Below are 13,645 nucleotides of genomic sequence, written 5' to 3'. Positions count from 1 at the left end.
AATCTATGCATGGACGGATTCTCTCTCCCATCCAAAGAATGGTTTTTATTAAAAAAAGAGACTGAAACCTAAAAACTCGCAATATGCGAACCTTTAGGCCAGCCTCATACTCCGCTTTAACGGGCAGTAATACTCCCACCTTAAATTTTAGCAGAAGCCAAGAAGTTAGGTGTGAGATAAACTGCCCGTAAAAGCCCGATTGGTTCAACTAATAATCCGTGGGGGATGAGAAAAACCACCACGGATTAAAGTTTCACTTTATGAAAATAACTCTTTTAAAATTTCAAGCTTATCTTCTGTATATTTGATATAACCATCATTATATGATTTCGGATCTTTCGGGTTTGCAAAATGTGTAATTGCCCCTGTCTCTGGATGCACAAATTTACTTGATGCACCGCAGCCAAGACCGATAATAGACTGTACTTCTTCCATAATCACGATATTATAAATACTTTCTTGCGATGGCATCGCATAGCCAACATTTTCTAAGTTACCTAAAATGTTCTTTTGGCGGTATAAATAATATGGTACGTAGTTATGATTTTTCGTCCACTCTTCAGCCTCATGCATCATCGCTGTAATTTCTTCACGACCTGCCACTTTATATTTACGCTTATTTTGCGTCATTTCAGAAGCACGCTTAAATGATAATGTGTGAACTGTTAATGATTCCGGCATTAACTTTTCCGTTTCATCTAACGTATGTTTAAATATATCTAGCCCTTCACCTGGAAGACCAATAATTAAGTCCATATTGATATTGTTCATTCCCATTTGACGTGCTAAATGATACTTTTCAATCGTTTCTTCCACTGTATGATGGCGCCCGATTGCTTTTAACGTTTCTTGATGGTACGACTGCGGATTAATACTAATGCGGTCGATGTTCCATTTATTTAATACTTCTAGTTTTTCTGGCGTAATCGTATCAGGACGACCTGCCTCAACTGTTACTTCGCGTACTTCTTTCACATCCGGGAACGATTGGTACATTTCTTCATACAACATGTCCATCTCTTCTGCTGTAATACTTGTTGGCGTACCGCCTCCGTAATAAATTGTTGTAACCTTAACACCTTTTTCTTTTAGGAACTTACCAATTTCACGAACTTCGTAGTGTAAGCCTCCTAAGAAAGAATCAACCGATCCTTGACGTCCATTAATCGCATACGCCGGGAATGTACAATATGCACATTTTGTCGGACAGAACGGAATACCGATATAAATACTTACTTCTTCTTTCAAACGATATAAATCTGGAACAACTGCTAATTGACAGTCCACGATGCGCTGCAGAAGTTCAATTTTTTCTTCATGAATTAAATAGCTTTCACGAAGTTCTTTATGCGCTTCTTCTTTTGACATGCCATTTTGAAGCATTTTATGAAGAAGTTTCGTTGGACGTACTCCTGTTAAAATCCCCCAACTTTGCTCAATTCCAGTTAGCTGTTGCAAGACAGAAAGATACACATATGAAACAACATGTTTTACTTGTTTCATACGTTCTTTTTCTACTGTGAAGGAAGATAAATCTTTTTCAAACGTTTCTTCATATACATTTCCAGTTGCAACGTCTGTTAAACGTGCTGAAGCTGTCACGTTTCCTTCTATCTTTATCTCAACAATAAGATTCGCATCTTCTTTCTCAAATCCTATCGTGCTTTCTTCAAAAAATAAGCCGCTAATATTTTGTAGCGGACGTAAAAAACGATCATCTTGTAACGTTTTTATTGAAATTAACAACACTTATCACCTTTTCATTTGTAAACTCTCTTTAGTTTACTTGAAGGGTGACTAGAGGTCAATATAGAAGCTTTTCCTCATTTTCCCGGAAAGACAAACACTAAGAAACGCAGCTTTCAGGCTGCGTTCTTTCGTCATCTTGTCACCATTTATGAACCTGCGAGTGATTTTTTAAAAATGGAAGTGGAAATTGCTTTCGAAAATGTTCCTTAATCATATATTCCACTCCGTTTTCACTATTGGAACGTGTAATCCAATCTGCTGCTTGCTTCAATGGAATAGGTGCATCTCCCATTGCAACTCCTAATCCAACACCCGCGATGACATCTAAATCTTCCAAACTATCTCCAATTGCCACCATTTCATTCAATTCGATCCCAAGGTGTTCTCCTAATAATTGTAATCCTCTTAATTTCGATACATGAAGCGGAAGAATTTCTACCCTTCCCCCACCGGATTCTATATACTCAACATTTTCAAATGCTTTTTTCAACGTTTTAAGCGCGCGTTCTCTTTCTCCTCTACTTGCAAAGACAACATCAATTTTCGGAGCTGCAACAGGCTGATCACGCAGTGCGTCACCTAATGAATCTACAAATTGAACAGGATAAAATAACGGATCCGAACTTGATAATACAGTGCGTGCAATTAAGTTTGGTGTATTTCGCTCACGGTTACCGATAGAAAAACGTTCATGTGAAATACGGACATTACATTCAAAATGTTCGAGCACTTGCACGATATTAAACGTTTTTTCTTCTGATAATCGTTTTTGAACAAGCGGCTTATCTAATGAAGCAGAAATAAAAGCACCGCTATGCGTAATTAATATAGAATCTAGTTTTAATGACTTTGCTATTTTATGAGCCGATTGAAAGTGCCGACTTGTAAACAGCGTAACATATACACCTTTTCGCTTTACAAATTCAATAGCTTCTCGTGTTCCTTTTGGTATCTTCCCATTTTTCTGCAGGAGCGTCCCATCTATATTAAGAGCCAACAAGCGATAAATCACGTCGCATTCCTCCTCTTAGCTGCTTTTACTCTATCCATAATTTATGAACTAAATTCGTTAATTAGAACGAGTTAGAATTTCGTACGCAAATTTGGTTTAATATATACGTATATCATCAGTAAAGGGGATACCAATATGAAAGCACCTCCTTCTTTTTATGAGGGTGATACATTAGAAATTGCTAAAAATTTACTTGGTCATAAACTTGTACATATAGTAGATGGAATAAAACGAAGTGGATTCATTGTAGAAATAGAAGCGTATAAAGGACCAGATGATAAAGCTGCACATAGCTATGGGGGAAGACGAACCAAGCGAACGGAAGTTATGTTTGGCGCACCAGGACACGCTTATGTATATCTCATCTATGGTATGTATCATTGTTTTAATGTCATTACAGCTCCAGTTGGTACCCCGCAAGGCGTTCTTATTCGGGCATTAGAGCCAGTCGATGGAATAGAAGACATAAAAATGGCACGTTACGGTAAAACAGATCTTACGAAATCACAATACAAAAATTTAACGAACGGACCTGGAAAGCTATGCCGCGCACTTGGCATTACTTTAGAAGAACGTGGCTTATCCTTACAAGGTGATGAATTATATATTGAATTGGTGCCAGAAGCAGAGCAGCTATCTTCTCAATATGAAATTGTAACAGGCCCACGCATCAATATTGACTATGCTGAAGAAGCTGTTCATTATCCTTGGCGTTTTTATTTTAAGAACCATCCATTTGTCTCTAAATGAAAAAGAAGCCAAATCGGCTTCTTTTTTTACTCCGCACCTTCCGCAGTCGCAATATCATTTTCAAGATTTTCTCTAGATAAATCCGCTGCCATAAAATCAGCTGTTTCTGGAAGTGCTAAATGCATATGTGCTTTTTGACAAATTTCGATCGTACAGTTTTCTACAGTAAAATCAAAAACATGTCCGCCTCCGCTTCGTTCATCATCAATATAATGTAGATGGAAACCGGCTACTCCAATACCTTGCGCATAATCTGGTGTCCAAAATCCTGCCATTGTTCCTTTCGTATGAGAGAAAGAAAAAATCGGCTGTGATTTTGTCACTTCTACAAGTGGTGTATATGGTTTTTCTTGACGCGGAACGGTTCTTGTTCTTACTTCACGGAATGTTCCATCCATACGAATCGCATAAAATAAGTTTTTACTTGGCATTAATTCATGTAATAAAGCTTCTACTTCTTCACGATTCATTGGACGATTAATTGTATAACTCATTTCTTTTTCAAAAAATGTTACAGTGGCAAACGGTGTTGTTTCTTCCGGTGCTACCATTTCTGCAGAACCGTCGGAACGCAAATGATAAAATTCCCCATCAAAAGCAATCATTTCACCATCTAATTGATCAAACGTACCGATGCCAAAATCGCCGTGCTCTTTTAATTTATCAAAGTTGATAATGCCATCATATATACCATCCAATAAAGCTAGCATTGTTGATGTTTGATATACTTCATTATTCGTTTTCATCTTTTTCGCATCAATATCTAATAATTGTGCAATACTCATGTCTATTCTACTCCTTTACCACTAGTTCAATTGGTTTGGTAGTAATTTTTCACTTAATTTAATGTTATCGCGATAATCAATTGGAATATCTACAACTACAGGACCTTCTGCTTTCAGTGCTTCTTGTAATACCCCTTCTAACTCTTCTGGAGAATTCACACGAAGTCCAATAGCACCGAAGCTTTCTGCATATTTTACAATATCAACATCACCAAATTCTGTCGCTGATGTTCTGCCGTATTTCATCATTTGTTGGAAGGCAACCATATCATATGTACCATCTCTCCAAACAAGATGAACAATCGGAGCTTTGAGACGTACTGCTGTTTCTAGTTCCATTGCAGAGAATAAGAAACCACCATCTCCAGAAACAGAAACCACTTTTTTACCTGGTTCCACCAATGTCGCTGCAATTGCCCAAGGAAGTGCGACACCTAATGTCTGCATACCATTACTAAATAATAAACGGCGTGGTTCATAAGAGCGGAAGCATCTTGCCATCCAGATGTAATGTGAACCGATGTCACATGCAACAGTTGTTTCATCATCAATTAATGAACGAAGTGTACGAATGACTTGCAGTGGATGTGTAAGCCCTTGTGAATCGCGAACTGGCACTTCGGCTTGCTCTGATAATTTCGCACGTAATTGATCTAAAATAGCTTCTGATTTTGTTGACAAGATAAATCTTGGTAATTGCTCTGCAATGCTATCTACCGTTAATGCAATATCACCAATTAATTCGCAATTTGGTTGATAGTCATGGTCAATATCAGCTTGATGATCGTCAAGATGAATAATCGTTCTATCCCCTAACTTATTCCAAAACTTCGGATCATACTCAATTGGGTCATAACCGATAGATAGAACAAGATCAGCCTCTTCTAATAAAATATCGCCTGGTTGATTACGGAATAACCCAACGCGTCCAAAGAAATGATCTTCTAATTCACGTGAAATTGCTCCAGCTGCTTGATACGTTTCAACAACCGGCAATTGTGTATCAGCAATTAACTCACGAACTGCTTTCGTTACTTCATTTGTGCTCGCTCTCATACCAAGTAAAATAACTGGTAATTTTGCAGATTTAATTTGTTCTACAACTGCTGCAATTTTATGTATGGGAGCGATACCAAGTTGTGGCTGAGAAAGCGTGCCAATAGATGAAACGGACGTTTCAGCAGTCATAACATCTTGTGGAAGACTAACAAGCGTTGCTCCCGGATGAGTAGAAGTTGCACTGCGGAATGCATTTGTAAGTGCTTCTGGCACATTATCAGGATGCTCTACTTCTACGCTATATTTTGTGATTGGTTCGAATAGTGCAGCATTATCCATAGATTGATGCGTACGTTTTAAACGATCTGTACGCGGCACTGCACCCGCTAAAGCAACAACGGGATCACTCTCTGCCGTAGCAGTAACAAGACCTGTCGCTAAATTTGATGTCCCTGGTCCCGATGTAACAAGACATACACCTGGTTTCCCTGTCAATCTCCCAACAGCCGCTGCCATAAATGCTGCGTTTTGTTCATGACGACAAACGATTAACTCAGGTCCACGCTCTTGCAACACATCAAACACAGAATCAATTTTTGCACCTGGAATACCGAAAACATGTGTAACTCCTTGTTCGATTAAACAATCGACAACAAGATCGGCTCCTTTTGTTGTTGTTTTCACGTTGTTTGCTTTTACTTCTGTACTCAAACTAATCATCCCTTTATGTCAAAATCGTGTACAATAAAGCTAGTTATTATGTAAATCAGCCATATATTACACCTGATTAATTAACGTGGTGTAATATATCTTGTTGATTATTATATTATAAATGTATTACTTTTCCAACAATATGAATTCGAAATTATTTTGACAATAAAAAATGAAAACCCTTACATGTATTTTGTTATATCAAAATAATATTTTTTATAAATTTTTACATTTGTATCACATATTTTTAAAGGTTTTCTCAACAAATATTCCTTGCCTATCTTTACTTTATTTCCTGTAAAACTTTCCTTTTATGCAATTGATTGAGAAAAGGAACTTCTGCGAACTCCATAAAAAAAGACGCTTCCCTCTCAGGAAACGCCTTTCTCATTAAGCTTGATATGCAGTATATAATTCTTCAAGTGGCTTCATAATAATTTTGTTAATATCGCCGATTACAACATTTAAGCGTTGCTCTGCTTCCATTAACTTTACGATTTTTGGATCTTGTTGAATAAGCGCTACAACTTCTTGTGCTTTTTGGTTATCTTCTTCTGTAATTTCTTGTCCTTGCATCATCTTTTGTTGTAAGCCCATTTGCATTGTACGGAATTGATCAAACAGTTGTTTTGATGCCGCATCCCCTTGTACTTCTGCATAACTTGCTTTTAAAGCTTGGAAATCTGTATTTTCTGCAATTGCTTTTTGTAATTCATATGCAACATCATGAATGTTTTTTGTCATTGTATTTTTCCTCCTTTAACGGGCTTGGTCTATTGTCCCCGCCCTTTGAGTACCTTTTGATACGCACCTTCTTACAATAACAAACTATGCACGAGATGTGAAGAAATTTCACTTTATTTATCGAGAGGAACTGTTTTTGTGAGGACAGAGACAAGAGAATCTCCCACCTTAAGCTCTTGTAGAGGTAGGTGGGGGTAGTTCAATAGTATGTATTACAAATTGAAAAACCGATATAAAACCTTTCTTTTTAGAAGTGAGGGCGTCTGTTCATGCATAAAAGCGATCGGCCCCATGCTATGTGAAAACAATAGGAGAACATAAGTGGATGTCTCCTGTTGTTTTCATGGCCGTGATTGTCACTTTACTCATAAGTTTGCCACAGTTGGAAGCATAAACTTGCCGGAAATCGCTTATTTTAGAAGATATTTAACTAATTGTCCAAAGAAAATGGAAGCATAACTTTGCCGTGAGTTAATTATTAACCCATAAGCTTGCTGTGTGTTTTATTAATGCAGCTTTGGAATAATGTTTGGTCAAATTGATACTAATAATCTTGATAAACGAGCAAAAAGAAAGAGCGTGTTTTGAAAAAAATTCTTCAAAACACGCTCTTAATTTATTTAATTGAATCATTCTTTTATAAAAAAGTCTGTTCATTTCTGTGATCCTTCTTCCATTAAAGCGCCCTATTCTGGAATAAGTTAAATACCCATGTCAATGTAAAGTTTCTTTGTTAAATTAATTTAAAGAAATTTTAGATTCAATTCTAAATGAAACTACTTGATATCAAATTTTTACGTCGATACACACTTAACACGATACCTATTAAAAACGCATTAAACAGAGTTGGCATCAATCCATAGCTAATAAAAGGCAAGGATATAGAAGTGATCGGTAATAAGCCTATGATCATTCCAACGTTATAAATGAACTGGACTACAAAAAGAGTCATTCCACCAACAAGAAGCAATTTACCATAACGATCATTTATTTTATAAGATATGACTATTATCCTCGCTACAAAAAGAGAAAGAATCAAAACAAGGATCAGTGCAAGCAAATACCCATAATAGTAAGTCAAACTTGCAAACACAAAATCAGTATGTGCAGCAGGGAGGAACTCTATATTTCTAGATGTACCAAACCACCCTGCTGACGACATTAACTCTTTTAAACGTAAATACATATACCCTGGACCACCTGCGTCGTGCTCTGGGTTTAAATACCCTAAAATCCTAGCCGAATAGCGTTCTTTTACTGAAGACCAGAAAAATAAACCACCGATAATAAATAAACAAATTGGTACAACTGTAATGATCAATGCCTGTTTCTTTCCTAACTTACTCCACCAAAGCATAACGAATACCATCATGATATAGATAAAAATTGTTGAAAGAATTGATGTAGTTAAGAATAGATACAAAGAAAATAGATACAATATCACAAGATGTATAACCTTTAACCTATTGTTATTGAAAAAGGAAGCCCAAGCTAGAAAAAAGAACGGCACTGCCATTAAACATCCAATTGCAATGGGACCAATCTTTATTAACAGTTCTCCATTAATTGAAGCGTTTGGAAAATAGCCTATCATTAACAGGATGAGTACTCCTATTGTGTAAAACAGCCATCCCAGTCTCTCTAATTTCCGATAATCAATCAGCATCATCCCAAAAGCTGCCGCAACACCGAGAATAACAAATATCACCTTATTGATTAGAAAATGATTCGTATATCCAAGAGCTACTATTGGCAAGAAACCTAGCCCCATAGCAGTCACCAATAAAATAATAATCAACCAATCAACCTTTGACTTATGAAGTTTGTTAAGTTCTTGACCAAGTTTGATTGGACTTCCCATTTGTTCAACAGCTTTGTCCTCAGCAATTTCCTCACTTAGCCCTTTCTCTATCCACATGTTCTTAGCCTTCTTCAAGTGAAAATCCAATTCAGTTGCCACAAGATTCTTTGCTTCTTTTGATTTAATATGATTGGTGACTTCTTTTAAAAAATGATCCCCTTTTTTGTTCAATTTTGTCTCACCCCTGTACTAATTCTTTTAATATAAATCTTGCCTTTGCAGAATTTTTTTCTGCCTTTCTTAGTATCTTTCTTCCCTTATCATTTAATTGATAATATTTAACTCCTGAATGATCCCAACTTGATTGGATAAAACGATTCTGTTCTAGACGATGTAATAAGGTGTATAAAAAACCTTCATTGCCTTCGAATTTTCGAATCCCTCTCCCCCGCAATAGCCGTGCCAATTCGTATCCTGTTTTTTCATTAATGAGAAGTTGTAAAACTGCTAAAAAGATATCTTCTTCATTTTCGTATGATTTATTGATTTTTTCGTGTACCTGCTTTCGATGCTGATCAGAAAAACTCAAATGTTTAAAGGTTGTATTCTCCATTGATTTTCGTAGCCCTTTTAATCGATCTTCCATTTGATTATTCCTCCAATCCTTTCTTCAAGAGTTCCTTGGCTCTTTTAAGTCTTGTTTTTATAGTGTTTTCCTTCACTTCTATTACCATAGCAATATCTTTGATTGGCAATTCTTCAAAATAAAAGAGATAAATCACTTCTCGATATTTTATTGGTAAATTCATTACTGCAGAAGCCAGCCTACGGTCCTCAGCATTTTGAATAACAGTTTGTTCAACACTTTCTTTTTGAATCTCAATATACGTAGATTCATTCTCTGTAACGATTACCTTTTTGTTATACCAACTTTTTATATAGTCCTTACAATGATTAATGGCAATTCTCCACAACCATGTTTTTAAATTTGATTTCCCTTTGTATGTATGAAGGGACTTATAACATTTAACAAATATATCTTGCGTTAAGTCCTCAGCAACCTCTTTATTATTCACATATGAATAAACAAGCTGTAAGATTTCCTGTCCATACTTGTTCATTATCTCATCTATAAGGTCCTCCTTATCTTCTATTTCAAACACCTCTGCTGTTAATTCATCCACATCAGTTCCTCCTTCCAATTTATTAGACGACGCACTCCATTGAAAAGTTTTATAAATCCCCCCAAAAAACGGCTGGCCATGTCCATACCGTTTTTTTAAACCTATCTTTATTTCAGGCTTAATTTTTCTTTACTAAAAATAAATCTGTTATTTTAACAAAGGCATATCCCTTATTCTTTTCTAAATAATTCTCTACTCTAATTTCTTATTTTACCCCATGAAATTCATTATCCTGCCACCGTTCGTTTAATAAGACTTACTCAATTAAATGGCCCGTTTGCTTAATAAGAAAAAAATCCTACATTATCAGAAATCCACATATAAACGGTTTAACTTTGTTTTAAATCCACAATTAAAAGTACTTAAAAATCTTTTATGAGCTCATAAAAGATTTTTGGTACCAAGGTTGAAGAATTCCTTCTTAGCTTTAATTCAAAAACATCAAAATTACCGGAAGCATAAGTTTGCCATAAACAAAAAGAACCATAAGTTTGCCGTTCCGGCAAACTTATGGTTCATATCACAGTGATTTGTATATTGAAAAAGTAACATGGATTTATATAGACAAAGCGTTACATTAGAAAAAGCAACACTATACCTTGAATCAAACCTATTGTCCCCCCTAACAACGCTCCCAAATATGTAATCATCTTCAATTCACTCTTCGTAATTGATAACACAAGATCTTCTAATCTCTCTGTTGAGAATGTAGATACTTCTTGTTGTACAATTTCAGCAAGATGTAAATTTTTCAAAATCTGTTCGGTATTGTTTGTCCCCCATGCTAAACCTTTTTTCACTAAACTTGGAATCATTGTTTGTACAACTTTTTCCCGAACTGGTTCACACACTTTTTGAACAGACTGATTGAAAAATCCTCTTACAGTTTCCTCTATTTTAACTGTTGATAGGATTGACTTTACAATCGTTTCTTTCTCTATAAAGGAATCTAGTTCCTTCACTTCTCTTCCCTTTAATTTCTCCCACTCTTTTTGCAGTACATCACTTAAAAGCTGCTTCGTTCCTTCTTGTCCTAAAAACTTAATCACTTCTGGCTGCAGACGATCCACTAAACTTACATTCCCTAAAAACATACCTACTAAATTTAATAATGTACCTCGCGAAGCAAAAAAGTCATCAATCATTTTGGCAAGCCGCTCTTTTCCCTCTTCACTTTCAAAAAAGCTTTTACCTCTTTCTAAAATAAATGATGCTACATTCGGAATCATTTGCTCCACTTTTTCATGAACAGAACTAGGCAAAGCTTGTTCCCACGTATATGTATAATATTGTGATAAAAACGTATCAATTTTTTCCACAATCATACTTTCAATTTTTTGGATGGTCTTCCCTTCCACATGCTCCAAACCCCATTTTTCTAAAACCTCTCGTAATGATTGCTCATTCACCAAAATTTTATCTATCTCTACTTGTCCCCACTGAATAAGCTCTTGCTGAAAGTTTTCATCTGTTAATTTCTTCCCGATCCCTTCTGGTGTTAACAAATGATCCACAACCATTTTCCCTAATTGAACAGCAAGTTCATCACGACGCTTTGGAATCAATCCGGGCGTAAAAGGTACTCGAAACTTTCCAATATAAATAGGGCGATGCGGGCGAAATAACATTTTTATCGCTAAATGATTCGTATACCCACCAATTATTGCTCCTAACCCTGTCGTTGTTAACATATTTAACCACATATTCATTACACAATACCAGCCTTCCATTTCTCCAAATATATATATCTTACTACAACCTGTTACAAAAACAATACACAACCAGCCATTTATCTTGAGATACACTGACTTTCTCCATCCATCAGCTACCTTTTGCGATTTCTCATGGCTTAAGACGCGAACTTACTACCAGGAATTTTTCAAAAATCTAATCACTGTCATGACGAACAAAAGATGACCTCCACTCGTTTTCACTTGGCATGGGACCGAAAAAGAATCCGATCGCTTCTATCCATGGACGGATGCTCCCTCCCCTCTAAAAAAAAGGTTTTTCCATTTGTATGTACATAAATCCATTTCGATCTTTCCATACATCAGTCACTGCTATGAAAACAAAAAGTAATCTCCACTTATTTTCTCCTTTTGGTTTCACGTGACGTGGGGCTAAAAAAGGACCTGACCGCTTCTATGCTTGATCAGATCCTCTCTTACCTCTAAAAAAGAATGTCTTTCAATTTGGCTTCTCTCGCCCTAAAACATAGATCATCCAAAAATAGAATATCGTTATACGGACAACAGTATAATGATATGGGAGCATGTTTGCAATGTACTGAAGCCATTCGCGCAATTGCACAATAGAAATAAAAAACAATTGAGCAGTTCTCTCTTCTCTTTTTACATAATGGATAAAATAGAGCACTTAGAATTATATATGCGAATGCGAAAACAGCATGATTATTCACTGGCCGAAGAAGCTTCCCGCGGCCCATTACGGTTTAATCGATTTACACCGTAACTGAAAAAGGAGTGACTATTACATTGAAAGATCATATTTACACATTACAAATTTCTATCGATCATCCAAGATCGCTAACATTGCCCTATATATTTTCTAGTACTTCTCCCCTTACATTTCTTTCCTTCGGCACACGAAATACGACATGTGAAAATATTGAAATTCATTATACTTATGCTCACGAAATTATAATTGGCGAACAAATTGCGAAAGAACTTTATCTTCCATTTCCAACTACCGTGCATGCTTTCATTCAAAATCAAACACTTGTATTTGGGCCATTGATCGGTATTTTCACAACAGGTTTTACAGAATCAGCTACTAATCCAATTGGCAATCGTTCCATCAGTTTCAAGGAGTTACTGACCCCACCCCACTCTTTACATCCATTTGTTTTCTTATTTGGTGCACAACATATGAACTGGGATGAGGAAACAATTGATGGATACTTTTTTAAAGAGGAAAACTGGATACAATGTAAAGTTCCTTTTCCAAACGTTATTTATGATCGGCTACCTAATCGAGAAGCAGAACTTTACAAACCTATTCTCAGAACAAAAAAACGATTACAAACGAAGTACACCATTCCATGGTTTAACCCAGGTTTTTTTAACAAATGGAATATACACCAGCTGCTTACAAATGAAAAAACAGTCGCTTCTCTGTTACCTCAAACAGAAACATTTCAGCACTTCGAGCAAGTAGAGAATTTCTTATCATCATATAAACACATTTATATGAAACCTGTGCATGGTAGTCTTGGACGAAATATTTATCAAATTCTTTATTCCACTTCAGAAAACAGTTATTATTGTCGTTACCGTGAGGCAGGGCAGAATAAATTACGAAAGTATCACTCTTTAGAAACACTTATCAATCATGTTATGCAAGGCCATGATTTAAAAACATTTATTGTTCAACAAGGAATTGTATTATTACGTATAGGTGGGCAGCCAGTAGACTTTCGCATTCATACAAATAAAAATCGTTTTGGGAATTGGAGAGTCAGTGCCATCGTTGCAAAAATCGCCGGGAAAGGCAGTATGACAACTCATATAAATAGCGGCGGAGAAGTAAAACTACTCCAAGATATTTTTTCTGATGCAACGGAGCGTGTTCGAATCACGAATAAATTGACAGATGCAGCCTTGCAACTAAGTTCTATTTTAGATCAGCAAACGGAAGGAAATATTGGAGAAATTGGTTTTGATTTAGGTTTAGATAAAGATGAGAAGATTTGGCTATTTGAAGCCAATTCCAAACCTGGAAGAACTATATTTCAATCCGAAACATTACAAGAATATAGTGAACTGACGAGACAGCTATTTTACGAGTACGCCATGCATTTAACAGAACATCATCTTTCTCGTCCGAAAAGGCTATTACCAGAAGATAAAACTTCCACCCTATAATAGGTGGAAGTTTTTTTATCATT

Annotated in this window: 11 protein-coding genes; 2 read left to right on the top strand and 9 right to left on the bottom strand. The window is 36.1% G+C overall.

All coding sequences use genetic code 11. The annotated features are described in order from the left end of the window. Positions 1–258 precede the first annotated feature (258 nt). Complete coding sequence (locus tag NSQ40_RS04350) at positions 259–1,749, bottom strand: coproporphyrinogen III oxidase (protein WP_003195520.1); 1,491 nt, start codon at positions 1,747–1,749, stop codon at positions 259–261. Positions 1,750–1,888: 139 nt separating this feature from the next. Continuing rightward, on the bottom strand, positions 1,889–2,761 hold the full coding sequence (locus NSQ40_RS04345; protein ID WP_003195518.1) for a Cof-type HAD-IIB family hydrolase: 873 nt from the start codon (positions 2,759–2,761) through the stop codon (positions 1,889–1,891). Between the two features lie 135 nt (positions 2,762–2,896). Between NSQ40_RS04345 and NSQ40_RS04340 the strand changes: the two genes are divergently transcribed. Then, positions 2,897–3,511: a DNA-3-methyladenine glycosylase gene (locus NSQ40_RS04340; protein WP_003195516.1), complete on the top strand. Its 615-nt coding sequence runs from the start codon at positions 2,897–2,899 to the stop codon at positions 3,509–3,511. Positions 3,512–3,537: 26 nt separating this feature from the next. Here the strand turns inward: NSQ40_RS04340 and budA are convergent, their stop codons facing one another. The 7 genes from budA to NSQ40_RS04305 form a co-directional block, all read right to left on the bottom strand. After that, the gene (gene budA / locus NSQ40_RS04335) at positions 3,538–4,296 is read right to left on the bottom strand and encodes an acetolactate decarboxylase (protein ID WP_003195514.1); all 759 of its coding nucleotides are present in this window, start codon (positions 4,294–4,296) and stop codon (positions 3,538–3,540) included. Positions 4,297–4,317: 21 nt separating this feature from the next. Beyond that, positions 4,318–6,006: an acetolactate synthase AlsS gene (gene alsS, locus NSQ40_RS04330; RefSeq protein WP_097786742.1), complete on the bottom strand. Its 1,689-nt coding sequence runs from the start codon at positions 6,004–6,006 to the stop codon at positions 4,318–4,320. A gap of 390 nt (positions 6,007–6,396) precedes the next feature. Next, positions 6,397–6,750: a YlbF/YmcA family competence regulator gene (locus NSQ40_RS04325; RefSeq protein WP_006093678.1), complete on the bottom strand. Its 354-nt coding sequence runs from the start codon at positions 6,748–6,750 to the stop codon at positions 6,397–6,399. 766 nt (positions 6,751–7,516) lie between these two features. Continuing rightward, complete coding sequence (locus NSQ40_RS04320; RefSeq protein WP_098135236.1) at positions 7,517–8,782, bottom strand: FtsW/RodA/SpoVE family cell cycle protein; 1,266 nt, start codon at positions 8,780–8,782, stop codon at positions 7,517–7,519. Between the two features lie 7 nt (positions 8,783–8,789). Next, positions 8,790–9,197: a PadR family transcriptional regulator gene (locus NSQ40_RS04315; RefSeq protein WP_098148865.1), complete on the bottom strand. Its 408-nt coding sequence runs from the start codon at positions 9,195–9,197 to the stop codon at positions 8,790–8,792. 4 nt (positions 9,198–9,201) lie between these two features. Continuing rightward, positions 9,202–9,735, bottom strand: a complete 534-nt coding sequence (locus NSQ40_RS04310; RefSeq protein WP_098148866.1) for a sigma-70 family RNA polymerase sigma factor — start codon at positions 9,733–9,735, stop codon at positions 9,202–9,204. A 572-nt stretch (positions 9,736–10,307) separates the two neighbouring features. Further along, positions 10,308–11,465 carry a DUF445 domain-containing protein gene (locus tag NSQ40_RS04305; RefSeq protein ID WP_258248651.1) on the bottom strand — a complete coding sequence of 386 codons (1,158 nt, stop codon included), beginning with the start codon at positions 11,463–11,465 and terminating at the stop codon, positions 10,308–10,310. A 768-nt stretch (positions 11,466–12,233) separates the two neighbouring features. Here NSQ40_RS04305 and NSQ40_RS04300 point away from each other — a divergent pair. Further along, complete coding sequence (locus NSQ40_RS04300; protein WP_097786739.1) at positions 12,234–13,622, top strand: YheC/YheD family endospore coat-associated protein; 1,389 nt, start codon at positions 12,234–12,236, stop codon at positions 13,620–13,622. The last annotated feature ends 23 nt before the right edge of the window (positions 13,623–13,645 follow it).

The organism is Bacillus sp. FSL K6-6038 (assembly GCF_038050455.1).
In the GTDB taxonomy this organism is placed as follows: Bacteria; Bacillota; Bacilli; order Bacillales; family Bacillaceae_G; genus Bacillus_A; species Bacillus_A pseudomycoides.
This window is presented reverse-complemented; position numbering and strand designations above follow the sequence as displayed.